We start from the raw sequence: 22,664 nt of genomic DNA on the forward strand, positions 1-22,664 counted from the left end.
GCTCTGGGAATGCTCTGCGCGCTGGGCGCGGCGGTCTGCTTCGGTACGGCGACGGTGTGGCAGGCGATGGGCGCCCGCCGGGCGGCGGACACCGGCGGGCGGGGCGGGGAGGCGGCGCTGCTGCTGCGGGCGCTGCGGCAGTGGCGCTATCTGGCGGGGCTGGCGCTGGACGGGCTGGGTTTCGTCCTCCAGATCGTGGCGCTGCGCTCGATCCCGGTGTACGCGGTCGGCGCGGCGCTGGCGTCGAGTCTGGCGGTGACGGCGGTGGTCGCGGCCCGGCTGCTGGGGGCGCGGCTGAGCGGGCTGGAGTGGGGCGCGGTGGCGGCGGTGTGCGCCGGGCTGGCGATGCTGGGGCTGGCGTCCGGCGCTCAGGGCGGTCTGACCGGCCCGGCGGTGCTGCCGTACGCGATGGTGGGGACGGCGGTGGGGGTGCTGGTGCTCGGGGTGGTGGGCGGGCGGGTGCTGCGCGGCCGGACGCGGGCGCTGGTGCTGGGGCTGGGGGCGGGGTTCGGTTTCGGGGTGGTGGAGGTGTCGGTGCGGCTGATCGACGACCCGGCGCCGGGGGCGCTGGTGGCCGACCCGGCGGTGTACGCGCTGCTGCTGGGCGGGGGCGCGGCGTTCCTGCTGCTGACGTCGGCGCTCCAGCGCGGGTCGGTGACGACGGCGACGGCCGGGATGGTGATCGGCGAGACGATCGGGCCGGGGCTGGTGGGGGTGGTGTGGCTGGGGGACGGTACGCGGGAGGGTCTGGCGTGGCTGGCGGTGCTGGGGTTTGTGCTGGCGGTGACGGCGGCGCTGCTCCTGGCGCGGTTCGGGGAGGCACCGGGGGCGGCGGATCGGGCGTGAACCCGCCGGGTGACGTGACCTGGCGTGACGCGGCCAGGGTTTTCCGGCGTGACTTGGCCGGGGGTTCCCCGGCGTGACCCGGGACGGGGTTTTCCGGCGCGACTTGGCCAGAGGTTCCCCGGCGTGACCCGGACCGGGGCGATCCGGCGTGATGTGGCCGGGGGTCCCCGGCGTGATGTGGCCGCGGGCGGCCCGGCGTGACGCGGCCGAGTGACCCGGTGTCCGTCACCCGGACCGCAGCATCAGCCCGATCCCCAGCACCAGCAGCCCCGCCGCCGCGATCCTGGGCAGCCCGAACCGCTCCTTGAAGAGCACGGCGCCGATGGCGGCGCCGACGATGATGGAGGACTCCCGGAGCGCGGCGATGGGCGCCAGTTCGGCCTGGGTCTGGGCCCACAGCACCAGCCCGTACGCGGCGACCGACATCGCGGCGCCGACGAGCCCGAGCACGGCGAACGGCCGCAGCCGGGCGACCGTGTCCCCGCGCCACCGCCACCAGGCGTACACCGGCAGGACGGCGCCCTCCAGGATCATCAGCCAGCCGATGTACCCGAGCGGGGAGTCGGCGGCGCGTACGCCGAGCCCGTCGACCACCGTGTACGCGGCGATGGTGACGCCGGTGGCGAGGGCGGCGCCGATGGCGGCCCAGTTCGGGGCCCGGCCGCGCAGTCCCCACAGGGCGACGCCGGTGAGTCCGGCGCAGGACAGGGCGATCCCGGCGGCGGCCCAGCGGTCCGGGACCTCATGGGCGAAGAGCGCGGCGAGGACGGTGACGAGGAGCGGGGCGGTGCCGCGCGCGATGGGGTACGCCTGGCCGAAGTCGCCGAGCCGGAAGGAGCGCATGAGCAGGGCGTAGTAGGCGATGTGGATGAGCGCGGAGAGCACGAGGTACGGCCAGGCCTCGGCGGCGGGGAGGGGGACGAACGGCACGATGGCGGCGCCGATGAGCAGCCCGCCCCCGGATATCAGGGTGAACCCGACGAGTTTGTCGGTGATGCGGTGGGCGATGGCGTTCCACCCGGCGTGGGTGACCGCCGCCGCGAGCACGGCGGTGGCGACGAGCGGGGTCACGCCTGGGGCTCGCGCACGTCCACCAGGGTGGCCCCGGCGTGCGCGATCAGCTCTTTCGGCTCCATCGGGAACACGGTGTGCGGGTCTCCGGCGGCGGCCCACACGAGGTCGTGCGCGAGCAGCGACCGGTCGGCCAGCACGCGGGTGCGGCTGCGGTGCCCGAAGGGCGGGACGCCGCCGATGGCGTACCCGGTGGTCTCCCGGACGACATCGGCCTTGGCGCGGGTGACCCGCTGGGCGCCCAGTTCCTCCCGGACCCGCTCGACGTCGACGCGGGACGCCCCGTCCATCAGCACGAGCACGGGGACGCCGTCGGCGGCGAAGATCAGCGACTTGCAGATCTGGCTCAGCTCGCAGCCGATCGCCGCGGCGGCCTCGGCGGCGGTACGGGTGGCGTCGGGGAAGCGCCGGACGCGCCCACCGACGTCCGCGAGCCCGAGGGCGAGCAGCGCCTCGGCGAACCGGGGGTGGGCGGCGGACTCGGGACCGGCGGCATCGGGAGTGCTCATGGGCGGCACGCTAGCGCCGCGTGCACGGTACACGCGACCAGGTTTCAGATCCGGCGTACGGGGGCCGGGACGGGGGACACCGTCTCCCCCGCCCCGGCCCCGCCGCCAGGCTCAGTGCTCCCGGGTCGCCGACTCCGAGGCGCCATCGCCCACCGCGCCGGAATCCTTCTGGAACCCGGGCGCGGTATCGGTCCAGCGCTGCTCGACGGTCGTCGTGTACGAGACGGTCTCGCCCTCGTTCCAGCCGTCGTGGGCGCGGACCGCGACCGTCAGGGTGCCGAGCGGGGCGCCGGTCGAGCGGTCCAGGATGAGCCGCAGTTCGGTGTTCCCCTCTGGGGAGGGCAGGGCGACACCGTTCCCCTTGCGCCCGGAGTGGTCCTTGACGACCCCGAGGTCGCGGACCCCCGGCTCCTGCGAGAGCAGCCGGTAGGCGGCGGCGCGGAGTTCGGCGTCGGCGGGCTGATGGACGGCGATCTCGATGGCCTGCCAGACCACGATCTGGTCCCGCAGCTCGTCCTTGCCGCCGCCCTCGGCGGGCCTGAACGTGTCGTCGGACCGCTTCTCCAGTTCCTCGCGCAGGGCGCCCGGTTCGGTCGGCAGCCCGTCCAGCCGGCCGGTGGCCAGCCCGCCGATCGACACGACGTCGATGCCGTCGTTCGGCGCGTCCCGCTGCACGACCCCGCCGGGCTCCTGCCGGACGACGCCACCGCCGTCCGCCGCCGGAAGCGTCCACTTGCCAGGCGCCCCGGCGGCCCGCCAAGCCTTCTCGTCCTCCTCGGAAGCGGGTCCGGTCCCCCGGTCCTCCCGCTCCGACCACCGGTCCTGGGACTCCTCGGCGAGCCACTGGCGGTTGGTGGTGCGCTGGTCGATGACGTAGTCGTCGCCGGGCACCTGGTGGAGGGTGCCGAGTTGCTCCTCCTGGAACCAGTACGCGCCCCCGGCCCCCTCCCCCCCGGCCTCGACCTTGCTGGCGGCGGCGAGCAGATAGTCACTGGCGTTGCCCCCACCACCACCGGGCGCGACTCCGGACCCGCCCCCGCCGCCCTGCACCACCGCCACGGCCACGGCCGCGGCGACCGGCAGCGCGGCCAGCGCCCACCGGGGCCGCACGGGCCGCCACGACTTCCTGGGCACCGGAGCGTCGTGCCGTACGGCGACGGCGAGTTCCCGCGCCCGGGTCACGGGGTCGGGCCGCGCGCCCTCGTCCAGCAGGGCGGGCCGCGCGCCCGCCAGCCGCGCCATCACATCCATGTCTCGATCCTGCCTACGACCCATGTCTCACACTTCCTCTCGAACGAGCCGAACCCGGGGCGGGACGGGGGCGGGCGGCGGGGGCATGTTCCCGAGCGCCTTGGTCAGCCGCTTGCGCGCCCGGTGCAGCCGGACCCGCATGGCAGCCGCCGAACACCCCACGACCTTCGCGGCGTCGGCGGGACCGAGCCCCTGCCAGGCGGCGAGGATCAGGACGTCACGGTCGTCGTCGGGCAGCGTCGCCAACGCCCTGAGCAGGTCGTTGCGGTCGGCCACGTCGTCCGCGATGTCCGGGTCGGGTTCGGTCCACGCCGTCAGCTCCGCCGCGAACGACTCCCGTCTGATCTCCGCCCGTACGGTGTCGCGCAACACGTTCCGCGCGACGCCGAGCAGCCAGGGCAGCGGGGGGTCGGGCACATCGGCCCGCCGCCGCCAGGCGATGGCGAAGGTCTCGCTCACGACCTCGTCGGCGACCTGCCGTCCGGCCCGGCTGACGACATACGCCCACACCCGCGCCCGGCAGTCGTCGTAGATCGCGGTGAAGAGGGCTTCCTCGTCGCCCACCGCCGCACCTCCGTCTTCTCCGGTGTTCTGTGTCATGGGGAAGTGGTGCGACGGGGCGGATCGTTACAGGGAGGGCTCAGGAATTCTCGCGAGCGGTTCGTCAGCGGTCGCCGGTGTGCGCGACGAAGGCGTTCCAGGTGGTCGCCGTGACGGTGAAGTGAGGGGCCGTGGGGGTCTTGGAGTCGCGGACGTGGATGGCGGCGGCTATGGCCACCTCCACGCAGGACTGGATGTCGCCGTCATCACTGAAGCTGCTCTTGAACCAGTGCAGTTCTGTGGCGCTCATAGTTCTCCTAGTCTGCGCTCGACGAAGGCTTGCGACTCCCTCGGGGAGAGAGCCTGCGCCCGGATCATGCCATAGCGCAATTCCAGGATACGGAGTTCCTTTGGGTCATCGATCGGGCGGCCGTAGAACTCGCCATCGGACCTCCCCACGGCTGTCCCGTCGGCGAACTTCATCACCTGGATGCGGCCGTTCACCCCGGCGTGTTCCTCCCGATCGGTCGGCATGATCTGGAGTGAGACGTGTCGGAGTTGGGATACCTCCAGCAGGTGCTCAAGCTGTCGGCGCTGTGTCGCCCTACCGCCAACGGGGCGTTCCAAAGACACCTGCTCCTGTACGAAGCTGAGTGCTACGGCGGGCTCGCGCTCGAAGATGACCTTCCGGGCCATCCTCCACGCCACGCCCTTCTCCACGTCCTCCGCCGAGTACGGAGGTTGCACCATCTCGAACAACGCCCTTGCGTGCTCCGCCGTCTGAAGCAGCCCATGGATGTTGTGGTTGCTGTAGATCAGGGCCTCGACGGTCCGGTCCTCCACCGCCTTCAACTCCCTTACCCGCTTGGGATAGCGGGCCTGCTCGACGTCCTCCATGAACCAGCGCACGCGCCCGTCCGCCCGTACCACGTCGTCCGCCCGGTCCAGGAACTCCGGGCGGGGAATCCGGTCCCCGCGCTCCAGTTTGCGGATCATGTCCTCGCCGTAGCCCATCACATCGGCGAACTCCACCACGGATAAGCCGGACTCCTTCCGGCAGGTCTTCAGCATGCGTGCCACCGCCTGGATGAGCGGCATGAACTCTGCCTCCGGTGGTACGTCCCACCCGGGGTCGTCCGCATTCTCGTTGGTCATCTGCATCCCTCCTCCAGCACGCACACGTACCCTTCGCGCGCCCAAGAACAGCCGAGACAAGCAAGACAAGGGCGAGACAAGCTGGATACGCACGGGCATCAACGCCCGCCAAGGCAAGCAGGCCCCGCCACTCTGGGTGACGTGAACTCCCAACTCACCCAGGCAATCCACAGCTTCACCGGCCTCTACTCCCCCACCCCCCTCGGCGCGCGCCAAGCCCGGATCCACGCGCGGGGGCAACTGCTCGGGTGGGGGTTTCCGCTCGACCCTGCGGAGCACATCGTCGGGGAGCTGGCCGCCAACGCCGCCACCCATGGCCGCGTGCCCGACCGGCGGTTCCGGCTCACGCTCTACACCGTCGGGCACACGCTGCGGATCGAGGTCACCGACACGCTCGGGGAGCGGGTGCCCCGGCTCACCCATCCTCGGCTCGACCATGTCTCCGGGCGCGGGCTGCTCCTCGTGGACGCGCTCGCCGATGTCTGGGGTGTCGATCACGGGCCGCGGCCCAAGAAGACCGTCTGGGCCGAGGTCCGGGCAGCAGAAAGCCGGTGAGGGCGGCCCCGTCCCCACGGGTCCCTCACCGGCTGGTCCTGCGAGCCGAGCGCTACACGCGCGCCAACTCCTTCTCCTCGTCCGGGTCGCGGCGGTCCGCGTCGGACGACAGGGACTTCAGGCCCTCGCCCTCCACGTCGACGTTCGGCACCACCCGGTCCAGCCACCCCGGCAGCCACCACGCGCGCTTGCCGAGCAGGGCGAGGACCGCCGGGACGATCGCCATACGGACCACGAACGCGTCGAACAGGACCGCGATGGCGAGACCGAAGCCGATCATCTTGACCATGGCTTCCGAGGAGCCGATGAAGCCCGCGAAGACCGCCATCATGATCACGGCCGCCGCCGTCACCACCCGTGCTCCGTGCTTGAAGCCGGTCACCACGGCTTGTGTCGGCTGCTCGCCGTGGACGAACGCCTCCCGCATCCGGGTCACGAGGAACACCTCGTAGTCCATGGCGAGTCCGAAGACCACGCCCACCATGAAGATCGGCATCATCGACATGATCGGGCCGGTCTCCTCGACCCCGATGACATTCGCGAACCAGCCCCACTGGAAGACCGCGACGACCGCGCCGAGCGCCGCCAGCACGCTCAGCAGGAAGCCGAGCGCCGCCTTCAGCGGGACCAGGATCGAGCGGAAGACCAGGATGAGGAGGAGGAAGGCCAGGCCGACCACCAGTGCCAGGTACGGGATCAGCGCGTCGTTCATCTTCTGCGAGAAGTCGATGTTCATCGCGGTCGTGCCGGTCACCAGGACGTTCGCTCCGGTGTCCGATGTGATCTCGCCGCCCGCGTCGCGGATCGCGTGGACCAGGTCCTCGGTCTGTACGGACGACGGCTTGGAGTCCGGGATCACCGTGATCGTGTACGTGTCGCCCGCCTTGTTCGGCGCGGGCGGAGTCACCGTCACCACGCCGTCCAGGCCCTCGATCCGGTCCGCGACCTGGTCCGCCGCGGCCTGCGGGTCCGCGGCGGCGCGGGCGTCGGTGACCACCATCAGCGGACCGTTGAAGCCGGGGCCGAAGCCGTCGGACAGCAGGTCGTACGCCTGGCGCTGGGTGGTGTCGGTGGGCTGGGAGCCGTCGTCGGGCAGGCCCATCTCCATGGAGCCCACCGGGATCGCGGCGGCGCCCAGACCGACCACGCCGATCAGCAGCACGGCCAGCGGACGGCGGACGACGAAGCTCGCCCAGCGGGTGCCCATGTTCGGCTTGGCCGGCGCCGTACCGGCGCGCTTCTTCGCCTTGGCGTCCGCCGGGCGGATCTTGCGGCCCGCGTAGCCGAGCAGCGCGGGGATCATGGTGAGCGCGATGACCACGGCGATGACGACCGTGCCCGCCGCCGCCAGACCCATCTTGGTCAGCATCGGGATGTTGACGACCGCGAGTCCGGCCAGCGCGATGACCACGGTCAGGCCCGCGAACACCACCGCCGAGCCCGCCGTGCCGACCGCGCGGCCCACCGCTTCCTCCCGCTCACGGCCCTCGGCGAGTTCCGCGCGGTAGCGGGAGACGATGAACAGGGCGTAGTCGATGCCGACCGCGAGGCCGATCATCATGGCGAGGGTGGAGGTGGTGGAGCCCAGGTCGAGGGCGCTGGCCAGGGCCGTGATGGCGCCGATGCCGATGCCCACGCCGATCATCGCGGTCAGCAGCGGCAGCCCGGCCGCGATCAGCGAGCCCAGGGTGATGACCAGGACGACGGCGGCGATGGCGATACCGATGATCTCGGTCGCCCCGGTGTGCGGCACCGCCTGGAGCGCGTCACCGCCGATCTCGACGGTCAGCCCGGCGTCCCGCGCGTCCTGCGCGGCGGCCTCCAGGGCGTCCTTGGTGCTGTCCTCCAGCTCCATCCCGGAGACGTCGTAGGTCACCGAGGTGTAGGCGACCGCCCCGTTCTCGCTGACCGCGTTGGTCGTGAAGGGGTCGGTGGCGGAGGTGACCTCGGCGCCGTCGGACAGCGTCCGCACGGTGTCCTCGACGATCGACTTGTTGCCGGGGTCGGTCATCCGCTCGCCGTCGGGCGCCTGGAAGACGACCCGGGCGGTGGCGCCGTCGGCACTGGTGCCGGGGAAGCGCTCTTCCAGCAGGTCGAAGGCGCGCTGCGCCTCCGTGCCGGGTATGGAGAAGGAGCCGGAGCCCGCTGCGGGGGCGCTCGCCGCGCCCACTCCGACGAGGGTCAGCATCGCCACCCAGAGCAGGACGACGAAGTGGCGTCGCCGGAAGGCGAGACGGCCGAGTCTGTAGAGGAACGTGGCCACGAGGGCGTACTCCCGGTCATGGTCGTGGATACATCGGGGCAGGGGTGATCAGCCCGGCGTCGGCGCAGGGGTGACCGTCCCGACGACATGAGCGGTGACGTCAGGTGGAAGGTGGGGTGGGAACCGGTTCCGGCCGGGGCTGCGGCCGGGAGCGGCTCAGTCGGTACGCACGCCGAGGGCGGGGAGGACCACGGCGTCGATGTACGAAAGGAGGAAGTCCTGCGTGGGCGGTCTGTCGTCCAGCAGGGCAGTGGTGGCGAACCCGCCGACCATCATGTGGATCATGAAGTCCAGCGCCGGACAGTCCGCGCTGACCTCTCCCCGGGCGACGGCCCGTTCGACCATCCTGCGGAACTCGCCCATCTCGGGTTCCACGAACTGCTCGCGGAACGCGTCCCGCAGATCCGGGTTGGAGTGGATCGCCATGGCGACGCCCCGCATCAGCGCCGAACTCTGCTCCATGGAGCAGTCGTCCTCATGGGTCGCCATCGCGTGCAGGTCGCCGCGGAGCGACCCGGTGTCGATCTCGTCCAGCCGGTGCTGCTTGTTGTGCCGGAGCGCCCGGACGACCAGCTGTGCCTTCCCGCCCCACTGGCGGTAGAGGGTGGCCTTGCTGGACCGGGTGCGGGCGGCCACGGCGTCCATGGTGAGGGCGTCGTAGCCGACTTCCCGGAGCAGATCGAGCACGGCCTCGTACAGCTCTGCCTCGCGCTCGGGCGTGAGCCGACTGCGACGCGCCGTTGCGACTTCAGTCATGTCCCTCGCCTTCCCTCTCCGGTTGAAGACGACACCGTAGACGACACCGTTCCGTACCCGGCTCTCGTACACGACGAATATAGCGGCCGACTCAGCGAAACGAAACCGTTTCGTACGTGTGCTGGGTCACGTTCGTAAAGAGTGGCTAAAGAGGTGCCGGGCAGGGTGCCGCACATGCGCCGGGTGTTGTGGTTCACATGTACGAGTTGCCCGGCCCCGTCCCCCGGAAAAGCATGAGGACGTGAGCTATCTGCGCATGCCCCATCTCCATGGCGATCTGCTGTGCTTCGTGACCGAGGACGACCTCTGGCTGGCCCCCCTCGACGGCGCCGGGCGCGCCTGGCGGCTGACCGCGGACCGGGCCAAGACCGGGCGCCCCCGGTTCTCCCCCGACGGCCGCCACATCGCCTACACGAACTGGCGCAGCCTCGCCCCCGAGATCCATCTCGTCCCGGTCGACGGCGGGACGGCGGAACGGCAGCTGACGTACTGGGGCAGCGCCGACACCCGGGTCTGCGGCTGGACCCCGCCGGACGACGGCGACGGCGGCGCGGAGATCCTCGCCGTCGGCTCGCACGGCACGCCCTTCTCCTACTTCACCTGGGCCTACAAGCTGCGGCCCGACGGCGAACCCGGCCGCAGACTCCCCTGGGGCCCGGTCTCCCACATCCAGGTCGCCGACCTCGGCGGCGAGCGCCGCACCCTGCTGCTCACCGGCACCCCGCCGCACGAACCCGCCTCCTGGAAGCGCTACCGGGGCGGCGCCACCGGCCGTCTCTGGCTGCACGGCCGACGGCTCCTGGAACACCTCGGCGGGCATCTCGCCGACCCCCTGTTCGTCGGCGACCGGATCGCCTTCCTCTCCGACCACGAGGGCGTCGGCAACCTCTACTCCTGCGCCCACGACGGCACCGACCTGCGCCGCCACACCGACCACGACGCCTTCTACGCCCGCCACGCCGCGAGCGACGGCAGCCGCGTGGTCTACCAGTGCGCCGGTGACCTGTGGATCGTCGACGACCTGGCCGCCGACTCCGTACCGCGCCGGATCGACGTCCGGCTCAGCGGGCCGCGCACCGGGCGCCGCCCCTACCAGGTGCCCGCTGCGCAGCACGTGGACGGACTGTCGGTGGACGAGACCGGACGCGCCAGCGCCGTCGTGGTGCGCGGCAGCCTGTACTGGCTCACCCACCGCGACGGCCCCGCCCGCACCATCGACGACACCCCGGGCGTCCGGGTCCGGCTGCCCGAGATGCTCGGCGCGGGCGGCCAGGTCGCCTATGTGACGGACGCGGCGGGCGAGGACGCCGTCGAGATCGCCTCACTGCCCCGGGCCAGCGGCGACCGGCCCGCCCGGCGGCTCGCGGCGGGCGCCCTCGGCCGGGTCCTCGAACTGGTCGCCGACCCCCGGGGCGAACGCCTCGCCCTCGCCTCGCACGACGGCCGCCTGCTCCTCCTCGACACGGCCGAGGACTCCGGCGGCGCGCTCACCGAGCTGATCCACTCGGTCAACGGGCCCGTCCGCGACCTCGCGTTCTCCCCGGACGGGGCCTGGCTGACCTGGTCCCATCCGGGCGTCGGCCGCTCGCTGCGCCAGATCAAGCTGGCCCGGATCGCGGACCGGCTGATCACCGACGTCACCAATGGGCGCTTCGAGGACGAGAACCCGGTCTTCACCCGCGACGGCCGCTACCTCGCCTTCCTCTCCTGGCGCGGCTTCGACCCGGTCTACGACGTCCACACCGGCGACCTCTCCTTCCCGCTCGGCTGCCGCCCGTACCTCGTCCCCCTGTCCTCCGCGACCCCGTCCCCCTTCGCGCTCTCCGCCGACGGGCGTCCGGCGGCGGGCGGCTGGGACCCGGTGGAGTCCGACGGACTCACGGCGGACGGCGACGGCACGGACACGCCGGGCGCCGGTACGGCGGGCTCGGTGACCGTGGAGACCGAGGGGCTGGAGAGCCGGGTCACCCCGTTCCCGGTGACCGCCTCCAAGTACTCGGCGCTGTGCCCGGTCGCGGGCGGCGGGCTGCTCTGGCTGCGCTGGCCGATCTCCGGGGCGCTCGGCGAGACCTTCGCCAACCCCGCCGACACCACCGGGCGCCCCACCCTGGAGCACTTCCACATCGCCAAGGGGAAGAAGTCCGAACTGGTCGACCACCTCGACTGGTTCGCGCCCAGCGGCGACGGCTCCCGGGTGGTGGTGATGGACGAGGACGAGCTGCGCGCGGTCCCGGCCACCGAACCCGGCGACGGCGAGAGCACCAACTGGATCGATCTGCGCCGCGTCCTGCACGAGGTCGCCCCGGGCGCGGAGTGGCGCCAGGCGTACGCGGAGGCGGGGCGGCTGACCCGGGACTACTTCTGGGACCCCGGCATGAGCGGTATCGACTGGCCCGCGATCCTCGCCCAGTACCGCCCGCTGGTCGACCGGGTGGCGACCCCGGACGAGTTCGCCGACCTCCTGCGCGAGGTCCTCGGCGAACTCGGCACGTCCCACGCCTATGTGACCGCCGCCCGCCGCGACGAGGGCCCCCCGCACTACCAGCGCCGCCAGGGCCTGCTGGGCGCCAACCTGGTCTGCCGGGAGGGGCTGTGGCACATCGGCCGTATCCTCCCCGGCGACTCCTCGGACTCCAAGGCCCGCTCCCCGCTGGCCGGGACCGGCATCCGCGAGGGCGCGGTCCTCACCCATGTCGACGGCCGCCCGGTCCACCCGGTGACCGGCCCCTACCCCCTGCTCGCGGGCGCGGGCGGTACGACGGTGGAGCTGACGTTCCGGCCCGCCGACAGCGAGCCCGGCCCGCCCCGCCGGGTCGCGGTGATCCCGCTCCTTGACGAACGGCCGCTGCGCTACCAGGACTGGGTGGCGGGGCGCCGGGAGGTGGTCCGCGCGCTGAGCGACGGCCGCTGCGGCTATCTCCACATCCCCGACACCGGCGGCTCGGGCTGGGCCCAGTTCAACCGCGATCTGCGCATGGAGATGTCCCGGCCCGCGCTGATCGTGGACGTCCGGGGCAACGCGGGCGGCCACATCAGCGAACTGGTGGTGGAGAAACTGACCCGCACGATCCTCGGCTGGGACCTCACGCGGGGCGCCCAGCCGGTGTCGTACGCCTCCACCGCGCCGAGGGGGCCGCTGGTCGCGCTCGCCGACGAGGCGACGGCCTCCGACGGTGACATGATCACGGCCGCGTTCAAACTGCTGGGGCTCGGGCCGGTGGTGGGGCAGCGCACGTGGGGCGGGGTGGTCGGGATGACCGGCCGTCACCGGCTGGGGGACGGGACGGTGATCACGGTGCCGATGAACGCGGCGTGGTTCGACGCGTACGGGTGGGGCGTGGAGAACCATGGCGTGGAACCGGATGTGCCCGCGCTGCGTACGCCGCTGGACTGGGCGGAGGGGCGGTACGCGCAGCTGGACGACGCGGTGGCGCTCGCGCTGGCTGCCCTGACCGAGTCTCCGCCGGCGGCTCCGCCGACGTACGAGCACGCTCCGGACCGGACCCGCCCACGGCTGCCGCCGCGGGGGTCGGGGCCGAGCGCGGACTGACGGCCCCGGCGGTCTGCGGGTGCGGGTGACTGGTGCGGCCGGGTGGGAGCTGATCGCGCAGTTCCCCGCGCCCCTTTCGATCTCCACACGCACGCGGAAAAGTGCGGCCGAGTGGGGGCTCGTCGCGCAGTTCCCCGCGCCCCTATCAGTCTCCACAGGCACGGGGAAAAGTGCGGGTGTGTGGGGGCTCGTCGCGCAGTTCCCCGCGCCCCTATCAGTCTCCACAGGCACGGGGAAAAGTGCGGGTATGTGGGGGCTGAGCGCGCAGTTCCCCGCGCCCCTAAGAGCCTTGGGTCTGCCCGGCGTCGGATGGGCCGCGACCCCTGAAAGCCTCGGCACTGCTCGGCGCCGGATGAGGGCACGTCCTTCAGGGGCGCGGGGAACTGCGCGATCAGCCACCCACAGGCCGCACTCGACAACCCACCGGACCCCCCACCCCTCAGGGGCGCGGGGAACTGCGCGATCGGCCATCCACGGGCCGCACCCGGCGACGCACCGAAGCCCCACCCCCGACCCCGCCCGTCAGTCACCGCCCGTCGGCACACCCCGGGCGCGCGCAACCTCGTCCGCCGTGCCGCCCGCGCCCACCAACCCGGTCCGTACCTCCCGCAGCCGGGGTGCGAAGCGGAGCATCTCGCGACGCCCCACCGCTCCGATCACCCCCGGCAGATACCCCCGCACCCCCTGCATCCCCCGCAGCCACCACTGCGCGTACACATGCGGAGCGCGCCGCTCGATCCCGGTGACGATCCGGTCCACCGCCGGGCCCAGCGGATACGTCTTGTTCGACGGCCACGGCAGCCGCTGCCGCAGCTCCCGCATCACCGCGTCCTGATCCGCCCCCCGCACCATGTCCGTGTCCGTCCAGGAGAGATACGCGACGCCGACCTTCACCCCCTGGTAGCCGACCTCCGCGCGCAGGCTGTGCGCGTACGCCTCCACGCCCGACTTGGACGCGCAGTACGCCGTCATCATCGGCGCCGGGACGATCGCGGCGAGGGAGGCGATCTGGAGCAGATAGCCCCGGCTCTCGATCAGCACCGGCAGGAACGCGCGGGCGGTGACCGCCGAGCCGATCAGATTGACCTCTATCACCCGCCGCCAGGCGTCCGGATCGGAGTCGGCGAACGGACCGCCGGACGCCACCCCGGCGTTGGCGACCACGATGTCGACCTTCCCGAACCGTTCCTTCACCTCCGCCGCGACCTGGGCCATGGCGGCATGGTCGGTGACGTCGGCGTGCCAGTGGGCGCTCTCGCCGCGCAGCCGGGCGGACACCTGCTTGAGTTCGTCCGGCTCCAGGCCGACGAGGGCCACGACGGCGCCGCGCGCGGAGAGCTTGCGGGCGAGGAGTTCGCCCACGCCCCGCGCCGCCCCGGTGACGACGGCGACCTGTCCCTCCAGGCTGACCCTGGTCATGCGCTCTCCTCGGTGCGGGCGGGGCGGAGGTGGGTGTCCACCAGCGCGCGGATCTGTTCCGTGACCAGGTCCGGTACCTCCACCGGGGTCATGTGCCCCACGCCGGGCAGTTCGACGAGACCGGTGCAGTGCGGCAGCGCCGCCGCCAGGGCGTGGGCGTGCACGGGCGGGGTGAGGCGGTCCCGTCCGCCCGCCACGACCACCGTCGGCACCCGCAACTCCCGGACGGCGGCGTCGAGGTCGAGGGTGGCGAGGGTGTGGGACCAGGCGGCCCGCGCCCCGCGCGGACAGGCGAACACGATCCGGGCGCCCGCCTCCACCATGTGCGGGGCGGCACCGGGCCCCATGGTGGCGTACTTGAGTACCGCGCGACCCACCGGGTTGACCGGTCCCATCGGGGCGCGCGAGCCCAGCACCCGCCCGGTCAGCGCGGTCCGCAGCCGGCCCGGCCGCAGCGGCAGCACCGTCGACTCGGCGACCAGCCGTCCGCTGCCGGTGCTGCACAGCAGGGCCGCCGCCGTACGCTCCCGGAAGCCGTCCCGTCCGGCCGCCGCCATCACGGTCATGCCGCCCATGGAGTGTCCGGCGACCACGGCCCGCCGCCCCGGTGCCAGCGCGGTGGCGAGCACCGCCTCCAGGTCGTCGGCGAGCGCCTCGGCGGAGCAGCGCGGGTCGGCCGGGGAACGGCCGTGGCCGCGCTGGTCGTAGGCGACGACCCGGTGGTCGGCGGCCAGCGCCCGGATCTGGGCCGCCCAGAACGCGGTCGAGCAGGTCCAGCCGTGGGCGAGGACGACGGCGGGCGCGTCCTCGGGGCCGTGCAGTTCCACATGCAGCCGGGCGCCGTCCGCCGACCGGGCGGTCAGCTCGCGGACGGGCACGGGCGGGGCGTACGGCCCGGAGGTCACATGGGGGGTCGGCCTGCTCATGCCGCGCTCACCTCCGTGGCGGCGTCCTCGGCGGAGGCGTCCTGGGCGGAGCCGTCACGTACCGGGTCGGGCGCGCGCAGCACGGCGTACTCGGTCAGGTCCACCCGGCGGGTGACGCGCCGGAACTCGGCGGTGGTGCCGGGCCAGACGGTCGTGTTGCGTCCGGCCGCGTCCAGGTACCAGCTCGTGCAGCCGCCGGTGTTCCACACGGTCCGTTTCATCCGTTCCTGGACCCGGCGGTTCCAGACGCCGACCGCGCTGGGCCGGGCGTCGAGGGCGACCCGGCCGCCCAGCGTGTCGAGCTGGCGCAGGAAGTCGGCCAGGTAGTTCAGCTGGGACTCGATCATCAGGATCATGGAGGAGTTCCCGAGGCCGGTGTTGGGGCCGATGATGCTCAGCCAGTTGGGGAACCCGGCCGCCGAGGCGCCGCGCAGCGCCTCCATCCCGCCCTGCCACGCCTCGGCGAGGGTCCGTCCGTCGGCGCCGACGACCCGGTCGGCGATCGGCATGTCGGTGACATGGAAGCCGGTGCCGAAGACGATCGCGTCGACCTCCGTCTCCGTACCGTCCGCCGCGACCACCGTCGAGCCGCGGATCTCGCTCAGGCCGCTGGCGACCACGTCCACATTGGGGCGGGTGAGGGCCGGGTAGTACGCGCTGGAGAGCAGGATGCGCTTGCAGCCGATGCGGTAGTCCGGGGTGAGCTTGGCGCGCAGGGCCGGGTCCTTGATGGCGCGGGTCAGGTTGCGCCGGGCGATGCGCTCCACGAAGCCGAGTTCGTCGGGGTGCTTGGTGAACGCCTGGACCTGCATCTCCCGGATGCCCCACAGCAGTCCGCGGCGGGCCTGCGCGGTCAGCGGCAGCCGCCGGTGCAGCCAGCGCTCGGCGCCGCTGATGGCACGGTCCATCCGGGGCATGACCCACGGGGGCGTCCGCTGGAACAGCACCAGCTTGGCCACCTCCGGCTGGATCTCGGGGACGATCTGGATGGCGGAGGCGCCGGTGCCGACCATGGCGACCCGCTTGCCCCGCAGGTCGTAGTCGTGGTCCCAGCGGGCCGTGTGGAAGACCTTGCCGGGGAAGGTGTCGAGTCCGGGGACGTCGGGGACCTTGGGGTCGGACAGCGGTCCGGTGGCGGAGGCGATCACATCGGCGGTCAGGGTGCCCGCGCTGGTCTCGATCACCCAGCGCAGCTCCGCCGGGTCCCACACCATCCGCTTGACCTCGGTGCCGAGCCGCAGGTGCGGGCGGAGTCCGAAGGTGTCGGCGACATGCTCCAGATAGGCGCGGATGTGCCGCTGGCCGGAGAAGGTGCGGGGCCAGTCGGGGTTGGGCGCGAAGGAGAAGGAGTAGAGGTGGGAGGGGACGTCGCAGGCGCATCCCGGGTAGTCGTTGTCGCGCCAGGTGCCGCCGACGCTCCCGGCCCGTTCCAGGACCACGAAGTCGGTGACGCCCTCGCGCCGCAGCCGTACGGCCGCGCCGAGTCCGCCGAAGCCGGACCCGATCACCGCGACCCGTACGTGTTCCTGCCGCCGTGCCGCATCCCCGGTGTGCTGAGCCATGTGGCCGCCTCCACGCATCGCCCTGGACTCTGCCAGTGAATACTGGCGCAATGGGGAGCGTAGAGCAGGACCGTACCGACCGGTAGGGGTCGGCACGGGGAAAGTTACCGGCGGTACGAACTAGGGTGCGGGACGTGGCACGGAAGCGGACATCACAGGCGCAGGCTTCACCGGACCAGCGGGAACCGCGGGAGTACCGCATGGAGGAGCTGGCCCGGCTGGCCGGGATCACCGTGCGCACCCTGCGCTTCTACCGCGAGCGCAGACTGATCCCGCCACCCCGCCGCGAGGGCCGGATCGCCTGGTACGACGACCATCACCTGGCCCGGCTGCGCACCATCGCGGCGCTGCTGGAGCGCGGCCACACCCTCAGCGGTATCGCGGAACTCGCCGAAGCCTTCGACCACGGCCGCGATGTCGCCGATCTGCTCGGCGTCGGCCCGCCCTCCGAGGAGACCCCGGTCCGGCTCACCCCCGAGGAACTCGCCGACGCCTTCGCCGGACAGGCCACCCCGGAGAACCTGGCCGCCGCCCTCGACCTCGGCTACCTCGGCACGGACGGCGAGGAGATCGTCCACATCAGCCGCCGGCTGCTGGACGTCTCCCGGGCCCTGGTGGACGAGGGCATACCGCTCTCCGAGGTGCTGGCGGCGGGCCGCCAGGTCCGCGAGCACGCCGACGCGCTCGCCGGGCTCTTCGCCGGGCTCCTCCTGCGCCATACCTCCGAGGCGGACCTCCAGCGTCTGCGTCCGCTGGCGAAGAGCGTGGTGGAGGCGGAGCTGTCGCTGGCGATGGACCGACGGCGGTTGCGGGCCGGACCACAGGGGTAACTCCCCTGCGTTGCAAGGGTGTCGGGAGGGAAGGGGGCCTGACCGTGTCCGACGGGGAACCGGTCACGCGGGGCGACGCGACACGCAACGCCTGGCAGTTGCACACCGTACTGGCCGAATGGACCCGCGCGGCCGACGCCAAGGCGTCCTTCGCCCTCGCCCTGGAGTCCGCCGCCGTCGCCGCGGTCTCCGCGCTGTCCGGCACGGACCGGGCGCTGGGCGGGATCTCCTCCGGACCCGCCGGAGCGGTGCTGTGGACGGGCACCGGACTGCTCGCACTGGCCGCCGTCCTCGCCGTGTCCGCCGTGTTCCCCCGCCACGCCGGGGACGGCCGGACCCGGTCCGCCCACCGCGACGCCTACATCTTCTACGGGGACATACGCCACTGGAACCCCGACGAACTGACCGAGGGGCTCGTCCGGCACGACCCGCTCCCCGCGCTCACCCGGCAACTGGTCACCATGAGCCGCATCCTCTGGCTCAAGCAGCGGCTGGTGCAGCTGTCCCTGCTCGTCGCGGTCGGCGGCTGTCTGCTGATCGCGGGCGCGGCGCTCGGCGGCTGAGGCATGGGGACGGAACTGCCGACCGTAGAACCGGTGGGGTGCGGACCGGGCCGGAGCCCCTTCTGGAACCTGCTCGACCCACCGTCACGGACCGTGCTGCGGGCCGCCGGGCGGATGGAGTCGTACGCGCCCCGCGAGGATCTGATGCGCCAGGACGATCTGACCGACCATCTGCTGGTGCTGGCCACCGGATGCGTCAAGGTGACCGCCGTCTCCGCCGCCGGATACCAGGCCGTGCTGGCGCTGCGCGGCCCCGGCGACCTGGTCGGCGAGCAGGCCGGTCTGGACGGCGGACCGCGCTCGGCCACCCTCACCGCGCTCACCCCGGTCCGGGCGCTGCTGATCCCCGCCGCCGGGTTCAAGGCGGCGGCCGACGACCGTACGGCGATCTCCGGCGCCCTGCACCAGGTGCTGTCCATCCGGCTGCGGGACGCCGACCGCACCCGGACCTCGGCCGGTTCGGACCCGCTCGCCGCCCGGCTGGCCGCCCTGCTGCTCGACCTGGCGGCGGCACACGGCCGCCGGACGCCGTCCGGGGCGGTGCGGATCGGACTGCCGCTCTCCCAGGACGACTTCGCCGGACTGGTCCTCGGCTCGCGCCGGACCGTCAGCCGGATACTCGAGCAGTGGCGGGCCGACGGCTGGGTCAGCACCGGCCGCACCCAGGTCGTCATCGAGAACCCCGACGCCCTCAAACGGGCGGGCCACGGCGGCGGGACGGGCGCGGGAGGCTGAGGCGGGCGTCGCGGGCTGAGGCGGGCGCGGCTCACAGGTCCGTCCAGTCCAGCTCGGTCAGCGCGTACTCGACGGCCAGCGGGTTCCACCCGGCGACGAAGTCCTTCTTGGCCGCCGTCGCCTGCTCGTTGGCCTGCGCCGCCTCCTGCCAGGCGGAGGAGCCGGTCACCCCCTCCGTGGTGCAGTCGCCGCCCACCTGGTCCACCACGTCCACATAGGCCCAGTCGGCGGTCGCGGAGCTCTGCCAGGCCGTGCGCAGGTGGTCGGCCAGGCCCTCGGGGAGCTGCCCCAGGTCCATCGTGTCGAGCCGCTCGACCTGGTCGTCGCGGGCGACCGCCGCGCTCTCGAAGACCTCCCGGGCGTCGTCCGTGCCCTCGCAGCTCAGCAGCATCTGCACGGCCTCCGCGACCCCGCTGCGCCGCCCCATGTTCTCGGCCAGCAGCGCGTCCAGCGCCGCCGCCTCGTCCTGCGGGCCGCTCTCCTCCGTACCGGTGTCCGTGCCGGAGTCCGTGCCGGAGTCGGGGCTCGGGTCGGAGCCGGAGTCGGTGCCCGGGTCCGTGCCCGAGTCCGTGCCAGTGCCGCTGTCGCCGTAGGCGCTGTCGCCGGAGCTGCCGCCCGGCGCGGTGATCGCGCCGCTGCCGTCGAAGGGCGGCCAGTCCTGGACGTAGGCCAGACCGACCAGGACCAGGACGGACCAGAACAGCGCCTTGGCCCCGCCCTTGCGTACGGGACGGGCCGGCGGGCGGACCTGACGCGGCCCCGCTCCGCCCCCGGCCGTCGTACGACCCGCCGGAGTCGCCCCGGTGGTCGGGGTCGTACCGGTGGTCGGAGCCGTACCGGTGGTCGGAGTCGCCCCGGTGGTCGGGGGCGTCCTGGTCGTCGGGGGTCGCTGCCCGGTGGTGCGGGGTCCCTGGGTGGTGGTCCGGGGCCGGGACCCGTGCCGGATGCCCGGGGAGGGCGACGGACCCGGCCATGCCGTCGCGGGGGCGGCGCAGGCGCGGCGCAGCGGTTCCAGCCAGGCGGACAGGGCGGGCCGGTCCGCCGGGGTACCGCTCAGTCCGGCGGCGGCGAGGGCTCCCAGCCGTGGGTCGGCCCGGCGCAGCGGCGCCGGGTCGGCCCCGTGCTGTTCGTGCAGGAACAGCCGCACGGCCAGCAGGGCGAACTTGTAGCGGTCCCCCTCCAGGGTGCCGGGCTGCTCCCCCTGGGGCAGGACCCAGCCCGGGGTCTGCACCGGCCGCAGCGCCCAGCTCCCCCCGATCCCCATCGCGTCGCAGTCGATGAGGAAGCAGGCCGGGCGCTGCCCCGCCACCCGGGAGAACAGCACGTTCTTCGGCGAGAGGTCACTCACCACCACACCCAGTCCGTGCAGCCGGTCCAGCACCTCCGCCAGCGCCAGCAGCAGCCCGTACACCTCGTGGGGTGAGATCGCGCCGACCGTCCGTTCCACGAACGGCAGCGGATTGAGCAGGAACTCGAAACCCGCCGTCTTGCGGACACCGCCCGGCAGCGTCACGAAGAACTGGTCGGGAATCCGGCACATCAGGAAGCCGGTGACCCGCCCCCCGTCCGTCACCAGGGCGGCCGGCCAGGCCGTGTTGACCGCCAGCCACCGGCCCTCGGCGGCCGGTCTGCCGGGCAGGAAGGCGGCCAGCCGCTCCAGCGCGTCGACCCGCAGCTCGGCGAGCGCGTGCGGCTTGTACTCCTTGTAGACGACCGGCCAGGTCCGGTTGATGAGGCGGTTGGGCACCTCGTAGACCTTGCCCTGGCCGCCGTCGCCCAGCGCGGGGCCGAGACCCAGCGCGTCACGGGGGACCCGGGGGACCGCGGGCCCGGTCATCGTGGCCCGCCGCCCGGCCGGCGCGGGCGGCGCCAGACGGCGAGCAGGGTGCGGTCGTCGTCGAAGGTCTCCCGTGAGAAGTCCAGCAGATGGGCCAGTCCCCGGGGCTCCGGCGGTTCGGCCAGGTGCTGGGCGAAGTGCGCGCCGACCATGCCGGTGCCGTCGCCGAGCGGTACGCCGAAGCCGTCGGTGCCCACCAGCAGCACACTGTCGCCGGGCAGCGTGTAGCTGATCGGCCGCGGGCGGCCCGACAGCCGGGGCAGGGCGACCACCGCGGTGCTGGAGATGCCGCCGGACTCCGTGTCGCCGTCGGTGTCGCGGAACAGGGGGGCGTAGTCGCCCGCGCGCAGACACCACGCCGAGGAGTCCCCGGCACGGACCAGGGTGACTTGCAGGTCCCCGTCCCGCCGCGGCGCGACCGTGCCCGCCACCAGCGTGGTCGCGAGGGTGCGCGCCGCCTCCGCGCGCTCCCGCTCACCGGGTTCGCGGCCCGCGGCCACCCGCATCAGCAGCTGGTACGCGGCGGCCTGGAGCACCCGTGGCCAGTCCGGCTCGGAGCGGTCCTCGTCCAGTTGGGCCAGCAGATCGCCGACCGCCGTACGGCAGGCGAGCGTGGCGCCGATATGGGAGAGCGGGGCGGCGGAGACGCCGTCCGCGACCGCGAACACCACGGTGCCGGTGGGTTCGTGCCAGGCGACGACCGCGTCGTCCTGCCGGGGCACCCCGCCGAAGCGGTGCTGGTCGCCCCGGACGGAGGCCAGCCGGACCGTGAGGCGCGAGGTGGACCAGCCGTCGAAGAAGGTGTCCGGCCGGTAGGGGTCGGCGGGCGGTGGCTTGGGCTCCACCCGGGGCGCGGCGGTGCCCAGCACGAACCGCCGCCATCGCGTGGTCCTCGTGGGCGGCGCGTCCGGTGTCCGCCCGTCGCCCGGCGGTCGCGGCGGCTCGGGCTCCCCGGTGCGGGGGGCCGCGTGGCGCGGGGCACGGGTGGGCGCCCCCGCCGCGGCGGACGGCGTGAGCGAGGACACCGGGGGCGGGGGGTCCCAGGCGGGGTCGGGGGCGAACGGGCGGCGGGTGGGGTACGGAGGGGCGGAGTCACGGGGACGGTCGGGGTCGTACGACGGTGACGGGTCGGGCGGGGTGACGGGGCGGGGGCGCCGGGTGGGCAGGGCGTCCCGCTCGTAGCGGTCCCGTGCGTCGGGGGGGTCGGCGCGGTGCCGGGGTCCGTCGGCCCCCGCCCGGCGCCCGCGCTCCCGCTCCGGGTCGGCGCGCTGCCCGCCACCGCGGTCCGCCCGGTACTCCTCCTCCAACGGGGGGCCGTCGTACGGCGGGACCTGGAACGGCTTGACCTCGTATTCGGAGACGGTGAAACCGGCCGCCCGGGACGCCGGTGACACCTCGGGCTCTCCCCGGCCGCCGGACTCCGGTGCCCCGGCGGAGTCCGCCGGCTCCGACGGGCCCGACGGGTCGTCGGGGCCGGGCCGCTGCTCCTTCTTCCGCCTACGCAACATCGATTCCTTCTCCACGTCAGACCTCGTCGATCGCGAGCCGGAAGCCCTCGGGCCGTTCCACCACCAGTTCCGGCTGTCCGGCCGCCATGGCGTTGCCGGACTCCACGACGCTCTTGGTGAGCGCCGTGAAGAACCGGGCTATGGAGTCGCCGAGCTGGGCGCCGGGCACCGACATGAACGCGAAGTCCTGCCGGGTCGCGACGGCCAGGATGGTGTCGGCCCTGGCCTCGCCGATGCCGAAGGCGATGACATTGGGCGCGGCGCCGGTGACGGACCGGTCGGTCAGCCGCCGGTGGGTCTCCCGCCACTCCTCCCCGCAGGTCGGCTGACCGTCGCTCAGGAAGAACACGGCCGGGCGGTGCACCCGGTAGCCCTGCTGCTTGAGGGTCCGCACATCCTTCGGCACCCGGTCCAGCAGCGCGGCGAACGCCGCGTCGTAGTTGGTGCCGCCGCCCGCCGACAGCCGTGGCAGCTCGGCCTCACTGCGCAGATCGGCCAGCACCAGCCGCTCGGTGACCCGGCTGGCGAAGCCCAGCACCGAGAAACGCACCTTGGCCGCGGCCATCGGCTCGCCCAGCAGGGCGACATGCAGCGACTTCATCCCCTCGTTGAGGTCGCCGACGTAGTCCGCCATCGAGCCGGACTCGTCCGCGAGGACATACACCGGCAGCAGCTGTCCCAGCGTCTCAGCCATCCCCGTCGTCTTCCCTTCGCGTCACTTCACTGCGCTCAGCTCCGCCCGGTTCTCCCCGCTCGGCTCCGCCGAACGCCCCGGGCCGTCCCTACCG

20 protein-coding genes are annotated in these 22,664 nt (G+C 73.4%); 6 read left to right on the forward strand and 14 right to left on the reverse strand.

Annotation, left to right across the window (positions count from 1 at the left end):
* Nucleotides 1-9: 9 nt before the first annotated feature.
* Complete coding sequence (locus AB0D49_RS17935) at nucleotides 10-846, forward strand: DMT family transporter (RefSeq protein ID WP_362758396.1); 837 nt, start codon at nucleotides 10-12, stop codon at nucleotides 844-846.
* 225 nt (nucleotides 847-1,071) lie between these two features.
* Here the strand turns inward: AB0D49_RS17935 and AB0D49_RS17940 are convergent, their stop codons facing one another.
* The 6 genes from AB0D49_RS17940 to AB0D49_RS17965 all read right to left on the reverse strand — a co-directional run bounded on the left by AB0D49_RS17940 (nucleotide 1,072) and on the right by AB0D49_RS17965 (nucleotide 5,372).
* Entirely contained in the window at nucleotides 1,072-1,917 is an 846-nt protein-coding gene (locus AB0D49_RS17940; RefSeq protein WP_362758102.1) for an EamA family transporter, read from the reverse strand.
* Nucleotides 1,914-2,426 carry a YbaK/EbsC family protein gene (locus AB0D49_RS17945; protein WP_362758104.1) on the reverse strand — a complete coding sequence of 171 codons (513 nt, stop codon included), beginning with the start codon at nucleotides 2,424-2,426 and terminating at the stop codon, nucleotides 1,914-1,916. The genes AB0D49_RS17940 and AB0D49_RS17945 overlap by 4 nt, the downstream gene beginning before the upstream one ends.
* Nucleotides 2,427-2,537: 111 nt before the next feature.
* A complete protein-coding gene (locus tag AB0D49_RS17950; RefSeq protein ID WP_362758106.1) occupies nucleotides 2,538-3,677 on the reverse strand; it encodes a CU044_5270 family protein in 1,140 nt (379 codons plus the stop codon).
* 27 nt (nucleotides 3,678-3,704) lie between these two features.
* Nucleotides 3,705-4,277, reverse strand: a complete 573-nt coding sequence (locus tag AB0D49_RS17955; protein ID WP_362758108.1) for a sigma-70 family RNA polymerase sigma factor — start codon at nucleotides 4,275-4,277, stop codon at nucleotides 3,705-3,707.
* A 64-nt stretch (nucleotides 4,278-4,341) separates the two neighbouring features.
* The gene (locus AB0D49_RS17960; protein WP_362758110.1) at nucleotides 4,342-4,527 is read right to left on the reverse strand and encodes a DUF397 domain-containing protein; all 186 of its coding nucleotides are present in this window, start codon (nucleotides 4,525-4,527) and stop codon (nucleotides 4,342-4,344) included.
* A complete protein-coding gene (locus AB0D49_RS17965; RefSeq protein ID WP_362758112.1) occupies nucleotides 4,524-5,372 on the reverse strand; it encodes a helix-turn-helix transcriptional regulator in 849 nt (282 codons plus the stop codon). The genes AB0D49_RS17960 and AB0D49_RS17965 overlap by 4 nt, the downstream gene beginning before the upstream one ends.
* Before the next feature lie 141 nt (nucleotides 5,373-5,513).
* Between AB0D49_RS17965 and AB0D49_RS17970 the strand changes: the two genes are divergently transcribed.
* Entirely contained in the window at nucleotides 5,514-5,927 is a 414-nt protein-coding gene (locus AB0D49_RS17970; RefSeq protein WP_362758114.1) for an ATP-binding protein, read from the forward strand.
* Nucleotides 5,928-5,979: 52 nt separating this feature from the next.
* Here AB0D49_RS17970 and AB0D49_RS17975 read toward each other — a convergent pair whose 3' ends face one another.
* Nucleotides 5,980-8,190 (reverse strand): MMPL family transporter, encoded by a 2,211-nt coding sequence (locus AB0D49_RS17975; RefSeq protein WP_362758116.1) that lies wholly within the window; start codon nucleotides 8,188-8,190, stop codon nucleotides 5,980-5,982.
* Between the two features lie 156 nt (nucleotides 8,191-8,346).
* Nucleotides 8,347-8,946: a TetR/AcrR family transcriptional regulator gene (locus AB0D49_RS17980; RefSeq protein ID WP_362758118.1), complete on the reverse strand. Its 600-nt coding sequence runs from the start codon at nucleotides 8,944-8,946 to the stop codon at nucleotides 8,347-8,349.
* 241 nt (nucleotides 8,947-9,187) lie between these two features.
* Here AB0D49_RS17980 and AB0D49_RS17985 point away from each other — a divergent pair, with 241 nt between their 5' ends.
* A complete protein-coding gene (locus AB0D49_RS17985) occupies nucleotides 9,188-12,496 on the forward strand; it encodes a S41 family peptidase (RefSeq protein WP_362758120.1) in 3,309 nt (1,102 codons plus the stop codon).
* Between the two features lie 522 nt (nucleotides 12,497-13,018).
* On the opposite strand, the gene AB0D49_RS17990 is transcribed toward AB0D49_RS17985, so the two are convergent.
* From AB0D49_RS17990 to AB0D49_RS18000, 3 genes are read right to left on the reverse strand one after another with little or no spacing between them, the layout of a single operon-like run.
* The gene (locus AB0D49_RS17990; RefSeq protein WP_362758122.1) at nucleotides 13,019-13,915 is read right to left on the reverse strand and encodes an SDR family oxidoreductase; all 897 of its coding nucleotides are present in this window, start codon (nucleotides 13,913-13,915) and stop codon (nucleotides 13,019-13,021) included.
* Nucleotides 13,912-14,841 (reverse strand): alpha/beta hydrolase, encoded by a 930-nt coding sequence (locus tag AB0D49_RS17995; RefSeq protein ID WP_362758124.1) that lies wholly within the window; start codon nucleotides 14,839-14,841, stop codon nucleotides 13,912-13,914. The genes AB0D49_RS17990 and AB0D49_RS17995 overlap by 4 nt, the downstream gene beginning before the upstream one ends.
* Nucleotides 14,838-16,403: an NAD(P)/FAD-dependent oxidoreductase gene (locus AB0D49_RS18000; RefSeq protein WP_362758126.1), complete on the reverse strand. Its 1,566-nt coding sequence runs from the start codon at nucleotides 16,401-16,403 to the stop codon at nucleotides 14,838-14,840. The genes AB0D49_RS17995 and AB0D49_RS18000 overlap by 4 nt, the downstream gene beginning before the upstream one ends.
* A 200-nt stretch (nucleotides 16,404-16,603) precedes the next feature.
* Between AB0D49_RS18000 and AB0D49_RS18005 the strand changes: the two genes are divergently transcribed.
* The 3 genes from AB0D49_RS18005 to AB0D49_RS18015 are packed head-to-tail and all read left to right on the forward strand — an operon-like array spanning nucleotide 16,604 to nucleotide 18,531.
* Complete coding sequence (locus tag AB0D49_RS18005; protein WP_362758398.1) at nucleotides 16,604-17,233, forward strand: MerR family transcriptional regulator; 630 nt, start codon at nucleotides 16,604-16,606, stop codon at nucleotides 17,231-17,233.
* Between the two features lie 44 nt (nucleotides 17,234-17,277).
* Nucleotides 17,278-17,796, forward strand: a complete 519-nt coding sequence (locus tag AB0D49_RS18010; RefSeq protein ID WP_362758128.1) for a Pycsar system effector family protein — start codon at nucleotides 17,278-17,280, stop codon at nucleotides 17,794-17,796.
* 33 nt (nucleotides 17,797-17,829) lie between these two features.
* Nucleotides 17,830-18,531: a Crp/Fnr family transcriptional regulator gene (locus AB0D49_RS18015; RefSeq protein WP_362758130.1), complete on the forward strand. Its 702-nt coding sequence runs from the start codon at nucleotides 17,830-17,832 to the stop codon at nucleotides 18,529-18,531.
* A gap of 31 nt (nucleotides 18,532-18,562) precedes the next feature.
* Here the strand turns inward: AB0D49_RS18015 and AB0D49_RS18020 are convergent, their stop codons facing one another.
* The 3 genes from AB0D49_RS18020 to AB0D49_RS18030 are packed head-to-tail and all read right to left on the reverse strand — an operon-like array spanning nucleotide 18,563 to nucleotide 22,570.
* Nucleotides 18,563-20,368: a hypothetical protein gene (locus AB0D49_RS18020; RefSeq protein ID WP_362758132.1), complete on the reverse strand. Its 1,806-nt coding sequence runs from the start codon at nucleotides 20,366-20,368 to the stop codon at nucleotides 18,563-18,565.
* Nucleotides 20,365-21,876, reverse strand: a complete 1,512-nt coding sequence (locus AB0D49_RS18025; protein WP_362758134.1) for a protein phosphatase 2C domain-containing protein — start codon at nucleotides 21,874-21,876, stop codon at nucleotides 20,365-20,367. Before AB0D49_RS18025 ends, AB0D49_RS18020 begins: the two co-directional genes overlap by 4 nt.
* A gap of 16 nt (nucleotides 21,877-21,892) precedes the next feature.
* Nucleotides 21,893-22,570 (reverse strand): hypothetical protein, encoded by a 678-nt coding sequence (locus tag AB0D49_RS18030; protein WP_362758136.1) that lies wholly within the window; start codon nucleotides 22,568-22,570, stop codon nucleotides 21,893-21,895.
* Between the last annotated feature and the right edge of the window lie 94 nt (nucleotides 22,571-22,664).

The sequence above is a fragment of the Streptomyces sp. NPDC048290 genome, from assembly GCF_040652095.1.
Taxonomy (GTDB): domain Bacteria; phylum Actinomycetota; class Actinomycetes; order Streptomycetales; family Streptomycetaceae; genus Streptomyces.

What these genes read in the sequence shown, in the direction of transcription:
- AB0D49_RS17995 (WP_362758124.1), bottom strand. Translation starts at nt 14,841, where the DNA reads ATGAGCAGGCCGACCCCCCATGTGACCTCCGGGCCGTACGCCCCGCCC.
- AB0D49_RS17990 (WP_362758122.1), bottom strand. Translation starts at nt 13,915, where the DNA reads ATGACCAGGGTCAGCCTGGAGGGACAGGTCGCCGTCGTCACCGGGGCG.
- AB0D49_RS18030 (WP_362758136.1), bottom strand. Translation starts at nt 22,570, where the DNA reads ATGGCTGAGACGCTGGGACAGCTGCTGCCGGTGTATGTCCTCGCGGAC.
- AB0D49_RS18000 (WP_362758126.1), bottom strand. Translation starts at nt 16,403, where the DNA reads ATGGCTCAGCACACCGGGGATGCGGCACGGCGGCAGGAACACGTACGG.
- AB0D49_RS17955 (WP_362758108.1), bottom strand. Translation starts at nt 4,277, where the DNA reads ATGACACAGAACACCGGAGAAGACGGAGGTGCGGCGGTGGGCGACGAG.
- AB0D49_RS17950 (WP_362758106.1), bottom strand. Translation starts at nt 3,677, where the DNA reads ATGGATGTGATGGCGCGGCTGGCGGGCGCGCGGCCCGCCCTGCTGGAC.
- AB0D49_RS17980 (WP_362758118.1), bottom strand. Translation starts at nt 8,946, where the DNA reads ATGACTGAAGTCGCAACGGCGCGTCGCAGTCGGCTCACGCCCGAGCGC.
- AB0D49_RS17935 (WP_362758396.1), top strand. Translation starts at nt 10, where the DNA reads ATGCTCTGCGCGCTGGGCGCGGCGGTCTGCTTCGGTACGGCGACGGTG.
- AB0D49_RS18020 (WP_362758132.1), bottom strand. Translation starts at nt 20,368, where the DNA reads ATGACCGGGCCCGCGGTCCCCCGGGTCCCCCGTGACGCGCTGGGTCTC.
- AB0D49_RS18025 (WP_362758134.1), bottom strand. Translation starts at nt 21,876, where the DNA reads ATGTTGCGTAGGCGGAAGAAGGAGCAGCGGCCCGGCCCCGACGACCCG.
- AB0D49_RS18005 (WP_362758398.1), top strand. Translation starts at nt 16,604, where the DNA reads ATGGAGGAGCTGGCCCGGCTGGCCGGGATCACCGTGCGCACCCTGCGC.
- AB0D49_RS17960 (WP_362758110.1), bottom strand. Translation starts at nt 4,527, where the DNA reads ATGAGCGCCACAGAACTGCACTGGTTCAAGAGCAGCTTCAGTGATGAC.
- AB0D49_RS17945 (WP_362758104.1), bottom strand. Translation starts at nt 2,426, where the DNA reads ATGAGCACTCCCGATGCCGCCGGTCCCGAGTCCGCCGCCCACCCCCGG.
- AB0D49_RS17965 (WP_362758112.1), bottom strand. Translation starts at nt 5,372, where the DNA reads ATGACCAACGAGAATGCGGACGACCCCGGGTGGGACGTACCACCGGAG.